This is a genomic window from Streptomyces sp. NPDC059166, assembly GCF_042755185.1.
Classification (GTDB): domain Bacteria; phylum Actinomycetota; class Actinomycetes; order Streptomycetales; family Streptomycetaceae; genus Streptomyces.
In genome coordinates this window covers 83,828-98,515 of the sequence record NZ_JBHZCI010000016.1, presented here as the reverse complement: position 1 = coordinate 98,515, position 14,688 = coordinate 83,828, and the positions used below count along the sequence as shown (strand labels likewise).

Genomic DNA, 14,688 nt, shown 5'->3' with positions numbered 1-14,688 from the left:
TCACTCGGCGATGCCGACGACCAGCCAGATGAAGCCCACTCCGGCGACGGTGCACATCAGCGTGGAGCGGGCCGGGTGGTCGTGGTGTGCCTCGGGAAGGATCTCGGCGGCGGCGAGGTAGAGGAGCGCCCCGCCGAAGAATCCGAGATAGCAGCCGAGCAGTTCCTCCGGAAGGGTGAACACCAGCGTGGTCGCGGCGCCCACGATCGGCGCCAGGGCGTCCGCGTACAGCATCAGGAGCGCCTTGCGGCGGGCGTTCCCGTAGAGGCTGGTGATCGTGTAGGTGTTGAAGCCGTCGGCGAAGTCGTGGGTGATGACGGCGAGCGCGACGGCGGCTCCCATGCCGCCGCCGATCTGGAAGGCGGCGCCGAGCGCGATGCCGTCCATCAGGCTGTGGCCCACCATCGCGGCCGCCGCCGTCAGTCCCACCTGCGGCACCCGTTCCTCACCCGCCCCGTGTGCCGCCTGGCGTACGGCGAGGGAGCGTTCCACGAGATGGGCCGTCAGGAAGCCGCCCACGAAGAGCAGGAGTGCGGCCGGGACCCCGAAGACGATGCCGCCCGCCGCCTCCATCGCCTCGGGGAGCAGGTCGAGACCGACGACCCCCAGCATCAGTCCGCCGGCGAAGCCGAGCACGAGGTGACGGCGGTCGCTGACGCGTTGCGCTACCCAGCCGCCCGCCAGGGTCATCAGGAACGCGCCGAGCGCGACGAATACCGCCATGGCCCCTTGCTAGCGGATCGACCCGCCACCGCGCACCTCAGGCGCGCCCTGCCCGCCTTTCGCCCGAGCCCTCCGGAAGGACCTCCCTCATGACCCGATCCGCCCTCGTCGTCGGCGTCGGCGCCCGCAGCGGCGTCCCGGCCGGGGAGGTGCTGGGGCTGATCCGCACGACTCTGGAGGCGGCCGGGCTCGCGGAGGGAGACGTGGCCGAGCTGGCCACCCTCGACACCAGAGCAGGTGAACCGGGGATCGCCGGGGCTGCCGCGGCGCTCGGGGTGCCGCTGCGGACGTACCCCGCGAGGACGCTCGCCGCGACGCCCGTACCGCATCCCTCCGGGGCGGCGAGGGCGGCCGTGGGCACGGGATCCGTCGCGGAGGCCGCGGCGCTCGCCTCGGGCGCCGAACTGCTCGTACCCAAGCGGAAGTCGGCGTCGGCGACCTGTGCGGTGGCCCGGCTGACCACAGTGGGAGGTGACCGGGCATCGACGAATGGCTCCGGGCCGTCCACCATGGCTGCCATGCTGCCCCCCACTGAGCACATCGAGAACGCCGGGCCCGACCTGCGGCACCACGGCGACGCGGAAGTACGCGGTCTGGATCTGACCGATCTGGCCGTGAACGTACGGACCGGTACTCCCCCTGACTGGCTGCGGAAACGCATATCCGCTTCGCTGGGCTCGCTCGCCGCCTATCCGGACGGCCGGCAGGCGCGCGCCGCGGTCGCCGGACGGCACGGGCTGCCCGAGGAGCGGGTCCTCCTCACGGCGGGCGCGGCCGAGGCCTTCGTCCTGATCGCGCGGGCGCTGCCCGCCCGGCGTCCGGTCGTCGTGCACCCGCAGTTCACCGAACCGGAGGCGGCGCTGCGCGCGGCGGGGCACGAGGTGGGGCGTGTGGTGCTTCGCCCGGAGGACGGTTTCCGGCTGGATCCCGCTGCGGTGCCCGAGGAGGCGGATCTGGTGGTGGTCGGCAATCCGACCAATCCGACGTCCGTGCTCCATCCCGCGGGTGTGCTGGAGAAGCTGGCGCGGCCCGGGCGGACGCTGGTGGTGGACGAGGCGTTCATGGACGCCGTCCCGGGCGAGCGCGAGGCGCTGAGCGACCGCCAGGACGTCCCCGGGCTCGTGGTCCTGCGGAGCCTGACGAAGACCTGGGGTCTCGCGGGTCTGCGGATCGGTTACGTACTCGCCGAGCCGGGGACGGTCGCTCTGCTGCAGGAGGCGCAGCCGCTGTGGCCGGTCTCCTCCCCCGCGCTGGCGGCGGCCCAGGCGTGCATGGAGCCGCGTGCCCTGGTCGAGGCGGCGGACGCGGCGGACCGTGTCGCGGTGGACCGGGCCCATCTGCTGGCCGGGCTCGCGGAGTTCAGCGAGGTACGGGTGGTGGGACCCGCGGCGGGCCCGTTCGTGCTGGTGCGGCTCGAACGGGCCGACGAGGTGCGGGAGCTGCTGCGATCGCGGGGCTTCGCCGCGCGGCGGGGTGACACCTTCCCCGGGCTGGGCAGCGAGTGGCTGAGGCTGGCCGTACGCGACCGGGTGACGACCAACCGGTTCCTTCAGGCCCTCGATCTCGCCCTGCAGGGGCTGCCCCGGCGAGCCGCCGGCTGACGCGTCCTCACGCTCCTCACACCGCGAGCGGCGCCCGCACCCCGGGTGCGGGCGCCGCTCACGGCCGGGGATCAGCCCCGGGCGCGCTTGCGCGCGACGACCGTGGCACCGGCGCCGAGCGCCAGCAGGACTGCCGCGCCACCCGCGATGTACGGGGTCGAGGAGCTGGATCCGGTCTCGGCGAGGTCCCCGGTGGAGGCCTGGACCGGGTCGGTCCCGGTCTGCGGCTTCACGTCGACGGGCTCGGCGCCGGAGCCCTTGTCACCGGAGCCGGCGTCGCCGCCCGTGCCGCCGGATCCCGTGTCACCGCCGGTCGACCCCGCGGTCCCGGAGGAGCCGCCGTCGCCGGACCCGCCGTTCCCGCCGTCACCGCCGCCGTTGCCGGAGCCTCCGTCCTCGCCGTCACCGCCGCCGTTGCCCGAACCTCCGTCCTCCGAACCGCCGTTGCCGGAACCACCGTGGCCGCCACCGCGCCGGGGCGTCTCACAGGTGGCCTCGGCGAGGGTGACCTCTCCCTCCACCTCGGCGACGTTCAGGTCGCCCGGGTTCACCGACACGCCGAGCCGCAGGGCCGTCGCCGCCGCCGTGCGCGAGGTGGTCTCGGTCTTGGAGATGTCCAGGGTCACATCGCCGACCCCGGGAACCTCGACCTTCGTCGTGCCGCCCGAGGTGAGGCGGATCCGCTTGCCGAGGACCGACACGTGCCCCAGGACGTTCGACTCGGCGACCGGCTTGCGCCCCACCTCGCACACCGCCTTGGAGGTGACCTCCTGGACCTCGATCAGCGAGAGCAGCGGCAGACCGGGGACGTGGACGCGTGCCTTGGCGAGGTTGCTGTAGCCCTCCGCCTTGTGGGCGTCCACCGTGGCGTTCGCGGTGGCCACGTCGGCCTTCAGCACACGGACGGGGCGGCCCCTGTCGACTCCGTCGAGCTCCACGCTGAGCGCGGTCCGCTCGGCACTCGCCGGCGCGTGCACCTCGTTGAGGGTCGCCTTGAGCGGGACCTGGACCTTCTTGTTCAGGAGCGAGACGTCGAGCCCGGCGCGGAGGACGACCGCGCTCGCCTTTCCGTGGCCGCCGGACGGGGTGGCCGGGGTCGTCGCGGTGGCTGCGTGCGCGGGGACGGCGACGAGCAGGGCGACGGGAGCGGCGGCGATCGCCAGGGCTGCCGCACGGAAGGTGTTGCTGTTCAAGATGGTGGAACCCCCACAAGAGACATGGAGCCACCCGGCGCCGTCCAATGGGGGACATCGCGGGCACCGGTGGCCTCGACTCCGTGAATCTTTACGCACGGAGAGTGAACTGGCGGATTACTTAAGCCAGTTCACTCCAAAGAGGGGTTTCCGCGTGCACATTCGAATCCAACGGCACAGGCGTTCCCCGGAATCACCCGTTTCACGGTGCGCGTGACCTCCCCGCGCCCCTTCCGGCCTGGGGTCGGGATACTCCAACGAGAACCGGGAGTTCAGGTCACTCGCGGTCAACAAGGCGCCCGCACCCGGGTCAACAGACCTTCAGGCCGTCACCCTTCCCCTCAGGACCACCCGCCGCGGCGACGCCAGCACCCGCACGTCCTCCCTCGGGTCGGCGTCGTAGACCACCAGGTCCGCGGGCGCGCCTTCCTCCAGCCCCGGACGGCCCAGCCAGCGGCGCGCGCCCCAGGCCGTCGCGCCGAGGGCGTCCAGGGCCGGGATGCCCGCCTTGACCAGTTCGGCGACCTCGCCGGCGATGAGGCCGTGGGCCAGCGAGCCGCCGGCGTCCGTGCCGGTGAACACGGGGATGCCCGCGTCGTAGGCGGCACGCACGGTCTCGTAGCGGCGTTCGTGCAGCCTTCGCATGTGCGCGGACCAGCGGGGGAACTTGGCCTCGCCGCCGGCCGCGAGAGCCGGGAAGGTGGCGATGTTGACGAGCGTCGGCACGATGGCGACGCCGCGTTCCGCGAACAGCGGGACGGTGTCCTCGGTCAGCCCGGTCGCGTGCTCGATGCAGTCGATCCCCGCCTCGACGAGGTCGCGCAGCGCGGCCTCCGCGAAGCAGTGCGCGGTGACCCGGGCGCCCAGCCGGTGCGCCTCGGCGATCGCGGCCTCCACCTCTCCGCGCGGCCAGCACGCCGTCAGGTCGCCGGCGTCCCGGTCGATCCAGTCGCCGACCAGCTTCACCCAGCCGTCGCCCCGGCGGGCCTCCTGGGCGACGTAGGCGACGAGGTCGCCCGGCTCGATCTCATGGGCGTAGTTGCGGATGTAACGACGGGTCCTGGCGATGTGCCGGCCCGCCCTGATGATCTTCGGCAGGTCCTCGCGTCCGTCGACCCACCGGGTGTCCGACGGGGATCCGGCGTCCCGGATGAGCAGGGTGCCCGCCTCCCGGTCGGCGAGGGCCTGCTGCTCGGCCGTCGCCGCGTCCACCGGCCCCTGGTGGCCGAGGCCGACGTGGCAGTGCGCGTCCACGAGTCCGGGCAGCACCCAGCCCTCCAGCGTCACCGCCGCGTCCGCGCCGGGCGGCCGCTCGTAGGTGATCCGCCCGTCGACCGCCCAGAGCCCGTCCCGCACCTCGTCGGGCCCGACGAGTACCCGCCCCTTGATCCGCAGCACCGGTGCCGCCTCGTGATCACTCATGGGCAGCACTGTACGAGGCGGGCCCGGAGGGCGGTCGTGAGCCGCTGGGTACCCTCGACGTCGGCGCTGACCGCGCACCCACCGACCCGAAGAGAGCACCGCCGTGACGCACCCGTTCCTCGACCTCACCCCGCTCACCGCCGCACGTTTCGCGGAGATCGAGAGGCGGGTGGCGGCACTCCTCGACACCGGGCAGGACGTCGTCATCATGCAGGGGGAGGCGCTGCTGCCCCTGGAGGGCTGTATCCGCGGCGGCGCGCGGCCCGGCTCGACGGCGCTGAACGTCGTCACGGGGCCGTACGGGCAGACCTTCGGCAACTGGCTGCGTGACTGCGGCGCCGAGGTGGTGGACCTCGCGGTCCCCTTCCACCGCGCGGTCACCGCCGAGCAGGTCGAGCGGGCCCTGGCCGAGCACCCGGAGATCGACTTCGTGTCCCTGGTGCACGCCGAGGCCGCCACGGGCAACACCAACCCGGTCGGCGAGATCGGTGAGGTGGTCCGGGCGCACGGCGCGCTCTTCATGGTCGACGCGGTCGCGTCCGTCGGCGCGGAACCGCTGCTGCCGGACGCCTGGGGCGTCGACCTGTGCGTGATCGGCGCGCAGAAGGGCATGGGCGGCCCCGCCGGGGTGTCCGCGGTGTCGGTGAGCGCGCGGGCCTGGGAACGCATGGCGGCCAACCCGCAGGCCCCCCGGCAGTCCTACCTCTCGCTGCTGGACTGGAAGGCCCGCTGGATCGACGGCGGCCGCAAGGCCCTCCCGCACGCCCCCGCCCAGCTGGAGATGCTGGCGCTCGACGCCTGCCTGGAGCGGATCGAGGCGGACGGCCTGGACACGGTCATGGCGCGGCACGCCTCGGCGGCCGCCGCGACCCGGGCGGGGGCCACGGCCCTGGGCGGCGGGCTGGAGCCGTTCGTCCACGAGAGCCGTGACGCGGCCCCGGTCGCCACGACGCTCCGGGTGCCGGCGGACGTCGACGCCTCGGAGCTGGTGGCGCGGGCCCTGGCGGCGGACCCGTCGCTGCCGCTGATCGCCGGCGGCGGGGCCCTGTCCAAGGAGATGGTGAGGGTCAACCACTACGGCGCGGACGCGACGCGTGACGCCGTGCTGTCCTCGCTGGAAGCCCTCGGCGGCGCGCTGGCGGACGCGGGCCGCCGGACCGATCCCGATGCTGCCCGCGCCGCCGTGACGGAAACCTGGAAGACGCAGTGAATTCATCGGGCTCACACGAACGGCCCAATTAATTCGACGCAAAAGGGGAGCTGCTTTATGCTGAGCAGCTCCCCGCATTCTTCTTCCCGCTCCTCCCATCCTTAAACACCTTGATCACAGGCGGATGGCCCAGCGCAATCCCGACAGGTGTCACGAGAGTTACAGCCCTGTGACCGACCCCACAGAGGCGACCGTTATGACCCATAAATTCGGGACAAGTTGGTGGAAATTTTTGTCTTACAGGGGTCGATCCGCGCCCGCGTGATAACACAGCGGGCAGGATTACCCAACCCCTTCCGGCGATGCAATTTTGATTTTTGCTGGGTAAATTCAATTCACATGAGCGCCGCACCAGCAGATTTTGCAAGTGCCCGAAGCGAATTCATCAGACTCGACGCCCCGCGAGTGGAGGACGGAGCCTCGATCTGGCGCATAGCCCGCGACTCCGAGGTCCTGGACCTGAACTCCTCGTACAGCTACCTGCTGTGGTGCCGTGACTTCGCGGCGACCTCCGTGGTCGCCCGCGACGAGAACGGCGACCCGGTCGCCTTCGTGACCGGCTACATCCGCCCGGACCGCCCCGGCACCCTCGTCGTCTGGCAGGTGGCCGTGGACCGGGCCCACCGCGGCAAGGGCCTCGCGGCCCAGCTGCTGGACGCGCTGACCGCCCGTATCGCCTCCGAGCAGGGGCTGGCCGGCGTCGAGACGACCGTCACGCCGGACAACACCGCCTCCGACCGGCTCTTCACCTCGTTCGCCCAGCGTCACGACGTACCGCTGGAGCGTGAGGTGCTCTTCGACGGGTCGCTGTTCCCCGAGGGAACGCACCTGCCGGAGGTGCTGTACCGCATCGGCCCGTTCTAGGGCCTCCACCGGCCCGTTCCAGGACCCGGCCCGCTTCCGCGCGGGACCCCTGGTCCGTCCAGGGCCTTCACACCCCCTTCCGCGCCCCGCCCGGGCGCGGTGTCCCGGGGCACGCATGACCCGCCGTCCGTCACACCCCCTCACGTAGGAGATCCGCTGTGACCATCACCCCGCCCGCACTGAGTGTCTTCGAGAGCCTCGAGTCGGAAGTACGCAGCTACTGCCGTGGCTGGCCGGCGGTCTTCGACCGCGCGCAGGGCGCCCGGCTCACGGACGAGGACGGACACTCGTACCTGGACTTCTTCGCCGGTGCCGGCTCGCTCAACTACGGCCACAACAACCCGGTGCTGAAACGCGCGCTGATCGACTACATCGAGCGCGACGGCATCACCCACGGCCTGGACATGGCCACGACGGCCAAACGAGCGTTCCTCGAGACCTTCGAGAACGTGATCCTGCGCCCGCGTGACCTGCCGTACAAGGTGATGTTCCCCGGCCCCACGGGCACCAACGCCGTCGAGTCGGCGCTGAAGCTCGCCCGCAAGGTCAAGGGCCGCGAGTCGGTCGTCTCGTTCACCAACGCCTTCCACGGCATGTCGCTCGGCTCGCTCGCCGTGACCGGCAACGCCTTCAAGCGGGCCGGTGCCGGCATCCCGCTGGTCCACGGCACCCCGATGCCGTTCGACAACTACTTCGACGGCCAGGTCCCGGACTTCCTGTGGTTCGAGCGGCTCCTGGAGGACCAGGGATCCGGCCTCAACCAGCCGGCCGCCGTGATCGTGGAGACCGTGCAGGGCGAGGGCGGCATCAACGTCGCCCGTGCCGAGTGGCTGCGCGCGCTCCAGGACCTGTGCCACCGCCAGGACATGCTCCTGATCGTCGACGACATCCAGATGGGCTGCGGCCGGACCGGCGGCTTCTTCTCCTTCGAGGAAGCCGGCATCGTCCCGGACATCGTCACCCTCTCGAAGTCCATCAGCGGCTACGGCCTGCCGATGTCGCTCTGCCTCTTCAAGGGCGAGCTCGACATCTGGGAGCCGGGCGAGCACAACGGCACCTTCCGCGGCAACAACCCGGCGTTCGTCACCGCCGCCGCCGCGCTGGACGCCTACTGGGCGGACGGCCAGATGGAGAAGCAGACCCTGGCCCGCGGCGAGCAGATCGAGCAGACGATGCTGGCGATCTCCGCCGAGGAGCCGGAGGCGCACTTCCGCGGCCGCGGCCTGGTCTGGGGCCTGGAGTTCACCGACCCGAAGCGCGCCGCCGCCGTCTGCGCCCGCGCCTTCGAGCTGGGCCTGCTGCTGGAGACCTCCGGCCCGCAGTCCGAGGTCGTGAAGCTGCTGCCGCCGCTGACCATCACCCCCGAGGAACTGGACGAGGGCCTGCGCACGCTGGCCCGTTCCGTCCGCGAGACCGCCTGAGCGGGGCACCGCACCCGCGCCGGGCACCACTGAGCAGGACCAGAAGAGAAAGGCACCATCCCACCGTGATCGTCCGATCTTTCAGTGACATCGAGAACACCGACCGGCACATCAGGTCCGCTTCAGGTACCTGGGAGAGCAAGCGCATCGTGCTCGCCAAGGAGAAGGTGGGCTTCTCGCTCCACGAGACCGTGCTCTACGCGGGCACGGAGACGTCGATGTGGTACGCGAACCACATCGAGGCCGTTCTGTGCACCGAGGGCGAGGCCGAGCTCACCAACGACGAGACCGGCGAGAAGCACTGGATCTCCCCCGGGACGATGTACCTGCTGAACGGGCACGAGCACCACACGCTGCGGCCGAAGACCGACTTCCGCTGCGTGTGCGTCTTCAACCCCCCCGTCACCGGACGGGAGGACCATGACGAGAACGGTGTGTACCCGCTGCTGACAGAGGAGGGCTGAACCCATGACCACCGATGTACGCGCCGACCTGTACCCCTCGCGCGGCGCCGCCGAGATGACCACTCCCCGCCAGGACCCGGTCGTCTGGTCGGCGCCGGGCGCCCCGGGGCCGGTCACCGCGAAGGATCTCCAGGGATTCGAGGAGAACGGCTTCCTGACGGTCGACCAGCTCATCACCCCGGACGAGGTCGCGGTCTACCGCGCCGAACTGGACCGGCTGGTCTCCGACCCGCGGGTCCGCGCCGACGAGCGCTCGATCATCGAGCCCCAGTCGCAGAGCGTGCGCTCGGTGTTCGAGGTGCACAAGCTCAGCGAGGTGTTCGCGAACCTCGTACGCGACGAGCGCGTGGTCGGAAGGGCACGTCAGATCCTCGGTTCCGACGTCTACGTCCACCAGTCCAGGATCAACGTGAAGCCGGGCTTCGGTGCCTCGGGCTTCTACTGGCACTCGGACTTCGAGACGTGGCACGCCGAGGACGGTCTGCCGAACATGCGCACGGTGTCCGTCTCGATCGCGCTGACCGAGAACTACGACACCAACGGCGGGCTGATGATCATGCCCGGTTCGCACAAGTCGTTCCTCGGCTGTGCGGGCGAGACGCCGAAGGACAACTACAAGAAGTCCCTGCAGATGCAGGACGCCGGCACCCCGTCCGACGAGGCGCTGACGAAGATGGCCGACCGCCACGGCATCAAGCTCTTCACGGGCGCCGCCGGTTCGGCGACCTGGTTCGACTGCAACTGCATGCACGGCTCGGGTGACAACATCACCCCGTACGCCCGCAGCAACGTGTTCATCGTGTTCAACAGCGTGGACAACCTCGCGCAGGAGCCGTTCGCGGCTCCGATCCGCCGGCCCGAGTTCATCGGGGCGCGGGACTTCACCCCGGTGAAGTAGGCGCGGTACGGCAAGGGGTGGGGCGCTTCCGGCGTCCCACCCCTTCCGCGTGCCGGGGGACCGGTGCCGAACTCGGTGGACCGGCCGGCCGTCCGGCGGGGAGAGTGGCGGCCATGACCTCACTCGTGCAGCACATCACCGTCGACTGCTCCGACGCCTACGGACTGGCCGGGTTCTGGGCGCGGGTGCTCGACTCGTCCGTGTCGGACGACGACGAGCCCGGCGATCCCGAGGCCCTGGTGGAGACCCCGGCCGCCGCCCTGCTCTTCGTCACGGTTCCCGAGCCCAAGCGCGCCAAGAACCGGGTGCATCTGGACGTACGCCCCGACGACCGCACCCGGGACGAGGAGGTCGAACGGCTGCTGGGACTGGGCGCCACCCTGGTCGCCGACCACCGGAGGCCGGACGGCCGGGGGTGGGCGACGCTGGCGGATCCCGAGGGCAACGAGTTCTGCGTGGAGTGCGGGGCCGCGGAACGCGCGGCACTGACCGGTTCCCGTCTGCCCGTCACCGCCGACGACGTGGCTCTGGCGGTGCGGCTCGCGGCCGACACCCTGGCCGGGGCGGCCGGCGCGGACTGGGAGGTACCGGCCGGCGGCCTGACGTGGAGCTGCTGGGAGACGGTCGAGCACCTGGGCGACGACCTCTTCGCGTACGCCGTGCAGTTGGGACCGCGCCGGCCTCCGCAGGACCGCGAGGTGCCCTTCCGGTACGCCGCCGACCGCGAGGGCGGGCCCGGGAACTCGGTCTTCGCGGACCGGGGGGCCGGTGTCCACGGGCTGCTCCAGACGCTGGAGGCGAGCGGTGCCCTGCTCACCGCGATGGTGCGTACGACCCCGCCGAAGGTGCGCTCCCACCATGTGTTCGGGCTCTCCGACCCCGAGGGATTCGCCGCGATGGGCGTCGTCGAGACCCTCGTGCACGCCCATGACGTCGCCGCCGGTCTGTCGCTCCCCTGGACTCCGCCCCGGGATCTCTGCGACCGGGTGCTGGCCCGGCTCTTCCCGGACGCCCCGGACGACGAGGACCGGTGGACCGTCCTGCTCTGGTCCACCGGCCGCGCGGATCTGCCGGGCCGCGACCGTGTCACCTCCTGGAAGTGGCACGGCGCGCCGCTGTAGCCGTCACCTGTGCGAGAACCAGGCGGCGGCCGGGAGCAGCTTGCCGTCGAAGTCGAACACCGCCTGGTTCTCCCAGGCGTTGCCGGAGGACGGGTCGGCCGGGTCCCAGCCGCTGCCGGCGGCGGCGGTCCAGGCCGGCTCCCAGTAGACGGCGCCGAGGCCCCGGCCGTTCGGGACGGCCTCGACGACGTTCATGACGTCCCGGAGGTTCGCCGCCTGGCCGGCCGGGGTCGCCGGGTAGCCGGCGACCAGCTGACTCGCCGTGGCCACGTTGTTCTCCAGGCCGTCGTCGTTCGCCAGCGTGTGGGCGTAGGCGGTCTCGGCGACCATCACGGGCTTCCCGTAGCGCGCGGCGGCGTCGTCGAGGTTGGTCTGGAGCTCGGAGAGGGAGCCGTGCCAGTATCCGTAGTAGGAGAGGGCGATGACGTCGAAGGGGATCTTCCGGGCGACGGCGTTGTCGAACCACCAGCGGGTGCCGGCGTTGTCGCCGCCCTCGGCCAGGTGCAGGACGACCTTCGTGCCGGAGGAGACGGCCTTCGCGGCGTTCGCCCCGGAGGTGAGCAGGCCGGCCAGCTGGGACCAGTTGTCGGTGGATCCCTCGGGCCAGAGCATCCCGGCGTTGATCTCGTTGCCGATCTGCACCATGTCGGCCGTGGTGCCCTGGGCCTTGAGGGCGTTCAGGACGTCGTAGGTGTGGTTGTAGACGTCCGTCCGGAGCTGGGTGTAGCCGTGGCCGGCCCAGGCGGCGGGCTTGTTCTGCTTGCCGGGGTCGGCCCAGGCGTCGGAGTAGTGGAAGTCGACGAGGGTCTTCATGCCGAGCGCCTTGGCGCGCTTGGCCATGGCGAGGACGTGGGCCTTGTCGTTGTAGCCGTCGGCCGGGTTCACCCACACCTTGAGGCGTACGTAGTTCATCCCGGAGTTCTTGAGGATGGTCATGGCGTCGCGTGCGGTACCGCTCGCGTCCCGGTACGTGGCGCCGTGGGCCTCGTTCTTGGGAAGGGTGGAGAGGTCACCGCCGCGGATGCTCAGCCCGGTGCTCCCGGGGGTGAAGGCGATGTCGTCGAAGTTGGCCCACTCCCCCGCGTGGGCGTCGGAGTTGAGGCTGATGGTGCACGCCCCGCCGGTCACCTTGACCGAGGTGACGAGCCGGACCCAGGCCCCGTCGGCGGTCGGCGGCAGGTCGGTCCGCTGTTCGGCGGAGCCGCAGTTGCGCAGAGCGATGTAGGCCGAGTTCTGGCCGCCGCCGGAGCGTACCCAGGCGCTGAGGGTGTAGGTGCCGTCGGTGAGGCCGCTGAGGTACTGGTACGTCTCGACCTTGTACGCCGAGGCTGACCAGTGGCTGAGCCGGGTGCTGCCGCCGTGGCCGCCGGCCTCGGTGAAGGAGGCGGCGTTCTGCCCTCCGGCGGAGTACGTGGACCAGCCGGTGGCCCCGGACTCGAAGCCGGTGTTGACCGGGGCGGTGGCCGCGTGGGCGGCCTGGGCGGGGAGCGCGGCGAACGCGAGGCCGGAGAGAGCGGCCACGGCCCCGGCCGCCTTCACGCGGTTGAGCGTCGTTCCGTACATCGTCGATGTCCCTTCGACAGTTGTGCGGGGTGGGGTGTGCGGGATGAGTCCCTCAGCCGTCGAGCCGTACGACGCGGACCTCGCCCGCCGGGACGGCGAGCTTGTCCATGGCGTGCTCACCGGTGAGGAGTTCGGTGCCGGGAGCGTCGAGTGCGACGGCGGCCTCGGTGTCGGTGTGGTTGATCAGGAAGAGGTAGCTGCCGGAGTCACCGCTGCGGCGTACGGCTTCCACGTCGCGGGGCAGGCCGGTGCGGGGTTCGATACCCGCGTCGGCGGCCGCGCGGTCGAGGACCGCGTCCAGGCCGGGGCCGGAGAGCCGGGTGGAGAGGTACCAGGCGGTGCCCTCGCCGAGCCGGTTGCGCGTGACGGCGGGACGGCCGGCCGGGATGCCGCCGGCGTACGACCAGGCCGTCTCCGCTCCGCGCGGGATCACGACCTCCGACCAGAGGTCGCCGGTCAGCTCCGGTCCCTCGGGGGCGCCCTCGGGGGTGATCAGGCGGACGGTGCCGCCCTCGTCGAGCGGGGCGAACTCCTCGACCGTCAGGCCGAGCACGTCCCGGAGCGCGCCCGGGTAGGCCCCGGGGTGGACCGCGTCGTCGGTGTCGACGATGCCGGAGAAGTACGAGACGACGAGGGTCCCGCCCTGCTCCACGTATCGGCGCAGGTTGCGGCCGGTCTCCTCGGTGGCGAGGTAGAGGGCAGGGACGACGACCAGCGGGTAGCCGGAGAGGTCCGCGTCCGGGTGGGCGAAGTCCACCGTGAGGTGGCGGTCGTAGAGCGAGGCGTAGAAGGTGTCGGCGCGCTCGCGGGCGTCGTGCTCCTCGCTGGGCCGCCACTCCAGGCGCTGGGCCCACCAGGACTCCCAGTCCCAGACCATCGCCACGTCGGCGACGGTCCGGGTGGACCGGAGGTCCCGCAGCAGGCCGAGCCCTTCGCCGAGCGCGCTCACCTCACGCCAGATCCGTGAGTCGGTGCCGGCGTGCGGGAGCATCGCGGAGTGGAACTTCTCGGCGCCCCGGCGGGACTGCCGCCACTGGAAGAACATCGCGCCCTCCGAGCCGCGGGCGACATGGGCGAGGCTGTTGCGGGCCATCTCGCCGGGGCGCTTGGCGGGGTTGCGGGGCTGCCAGTTGACGCCACTGGTGGAGTGCTCCAGCAGCAGCCAGGGTGCGCCGCCCGCGACGGAGCGGGTGAGGTCGGCGGCCATGGCGAGGTTGACGTGGGTACGGCGTCCGTCGGTGATCAGGTAGTGGTCGTTGGTGACGATGTCGACCTCCCGGCCCCAGGCCCAGTAGTCGACCGACTCGCACTGGCTGAGCGCGGTCATGAAGTTCGTGGTGACCGGGATGCCGGGGGCGAGGCGGTGCAGGATGTCGCGCTCGGCGGTGAAGTTCTCCCGCATGGTGGCGTCGGCGAAGCGGGCGTAGTCCAGTTGCTGGGCGGGGTTGCCGACGGTCGGGGTGGTGCGGGGCGGGTCGATGTCGTCCAGATCCCGGTAGCGCTGGCCCCAGAAGGCGGTGCCCCAGGCCTCGTTGACCGCTTCCGCCGAGCCGTGCCGGGCGGCGAGCCAGCGGCGGAAGTGTGCGGCGCAGCTGTCGCAGTAGCAGGCGCTGACCGGGACGCCGTACTCGTTGTGGACGTGCCACATCGCGAGTGCGGGGTGTTTCCCGTAACGGCGGGCGAGCTGCTCGGTGATGTTCGCCGCCGCCGCGCGGTAGGGGGCCGAGCTGTGGCAGATGGCGCCACGTGATCCGAAGGCGTACCGGACCCCGTCGCGGGTGACGGGCAGGGCGTCGGGGTGTGCCCGGTAGAACCAGGCGGGCGGGGCGACGGTCGGGGTGCCGAGGTCCGCGCGGATGCCGTTGACGTGCAGAAGGTCCAGGAGGCGGTCGAGCCAGCCGAAGTCGTAGGTGCCCGGCTCGGGTTCCAGCAGCGCCCAGGAGAAGATCCCGACGCTGACCATGGTCACGCCCGCCTCCCGCATCAGGCGCACGTCCTCGTGCCACACCTCCTCGGGCCACTGCTCGGGGTTGTAGTCGCCGCCGAAGGCGAGCCCTCGCAGGCCGGCCGGGTAGGGGGCGGATTCTGAGTGCGGCATGGACAGCTCCTGGCTCTTTCGGACAGTTTCTGGGAACGTGCACACACACTCTCGGCGGCGCAGGGCCCACATAACCGCACAGCAACAACCATTGACAAGTGTCGGTTTCG

General features: G+C 71.6%; 12 protein-coding genes. 7 read left to right on the top strand and 5 right to left on the bottom strand.

Annotated elements, in window-relative coordinates:
* Positions 1-723: a ZIP family metal transporter gene (locus tag ACFXOA_RS14640; protein ID WP_385026967.1), complete on the bottom strand. Its 723-nt coding sequence runs from the start codon at positions 721-723 to the stop codon at positions 1-3.
* Between the two features lie 89 nt (positions 724-812).
* Between ACFXOA_RS14640 and cobC the strand changes: the two genes are divergently transcribed.
* Positions 813-2,324: an Rv2231c family pyridoxal phosphate-dependent protein CobC gene (cobC, locus tag ACFXOA_RS14635; RefSeq protein ID WP_385026964.1), complete on the top strand. Its 1,512-nt coding sequence runs from the start codon at positions 813-815 to the stop codon at positions 2,322-2,324.
* 71 nt (positions 2,325-2,395) lie between these two features.
* Here cobC and ACFXOA_RS14630 read toward each other — a convergent pair whose 3' ends face one another.
* On the bottom strand, positions 2,396-3,517 hold the full coding sequence (locus ACFXOA_RS14630) for an SCO1860 family LAETG-anchored protein (RefSeq protein WP_385026961.1): 1,122 nt from the start codon (positions 3,515-3,517) through the stop codon (positions 2,396-2,398).
* 321 nt (positions 3,518-3,838) lie between these two features.
* Entirely contained in the window at positions 3,839-4,939 is a 1,101-nt protein-coding gene (locus ACFXOA_RS14625; RefSeq protein WP_385026958.1) for an amidohydrolase family protein, read from the bottom strand.
* Positions 4,940-5,042: 103 nt separating this feature from the next.
* Between ACFXOA_RS14625 and ACFXOA_RS14620 the strand changes: the two genes are divergently transcribed.
* From ACFXOA_RS14620 to ACFXOA_RS14595, 6 genes are all read left to right on the top strand, one after another.
* The gene (locus tag ACFXOA_RS14620) at positions 5,043-6,149 is read left to right on the top strand and encodes a pyridoxal-phosphate-dependent aminotransferase family protein (RefSeq protein WP_385026955.1); all 1,107 of its coding nucleotides are present in this window, start codon (positions 5,043-5,045) and stop codon (positions 6,147-6,149) included.
* Between the two features lie 339 nt (positions 6,150-6,488).
* Entirely contained in the window at positions 6,489-7,013 is a 525-nt protein-coding gene (ectA, locus tag ACFXOA_RS14615; protein ID WP_385026952.1) for a diaminobutyrate acetyltransferase, read from the top strand.
* A 158-nt stretch (positions 7,014-7,171) separates the two neighbouring features.
* Positions 7,172-8,434: a diaminobutyrate--2-oxoglutarate transaminase gene (ectB, locus tag ACFXOA_RS14610; RefSeq protein WP_385026949.1), complete on the top strand. Its 1,263-nt coding sequence runs from the start codon at positions 7,172-7,174 to the stop codon at positions 8,432-8,434.
* Positions 8,435-8,499: 65 nt separating this feature from the next.
* Positions 8,500-8,898, top strand: a complete 399-nt coding sequence (locus ACFXOA_RS14605; RefSeq protein WP_073747901.1) for an ectoine synthase — start codon at positions 8,500-8,502, stop codon at positions 8,896-8,898.
* Positions 8,899-8,902: 4 nt separating this feature from the next.
* Positions 8,903-9,796 (top strand): ectoine hydroxylase, encoded by an 894-nt coding sequence (gene thpD, locus ACFXOA_RS14600; protein ID WP_385026946.1) that lies wholly within the window; start codon positions 8,903-8,905, stop codon positions 9,794-9,796.
* A gap of 113 nt (positions 9,797-9,909) precedes the next feature.
* Positions 9,910-10,917 (top strand): VOC family protein, encoded by a 1,008-nt coding sequence (locus ACFXOA_RS14595; protein WP_385026943.1) that lies wholly within the window; start codon positions 9,910-9,912, stop codon positions 10,915-10,917.
* A gap of 3 nt (positions 10,918-10,920) precedes the next feature.
* Here the strand turns inward: ACFXOA_RS14595 and ACFXOA_RS14590 are convergent, their stop codons facing one another.
* Positions 10,921-12,480 carry an arabinogalactan endo-beta-1,4-galactanase gene (locus ACFXOA_RS14590; RefSeq protein WP_385026940.1) on the bottom strand — a complete coding sequence of 520 codons (1,560 nt, stop codon included), beginning with the start codon at positions 12,478-12,480 and terminating at the stop codon, positions 10,921-10,923.
* Positions 12,481-12,532: 52 nt separating this feature from the next.
* The gene (locus ACFXOA_RS14585) at positions 12,533-14,578 is read right to left on the bottom strand and encodes a beta-galactosidase (RefSeq protein WP_385026937.1); all 2,046 of its coding nucleotides are present in this window, start codon (positions 14,576-14,578) and stop codon (positions 12,533-12,535) included.
* Positions 14,579-14,688: the final 110 nt, after the last annotated feature.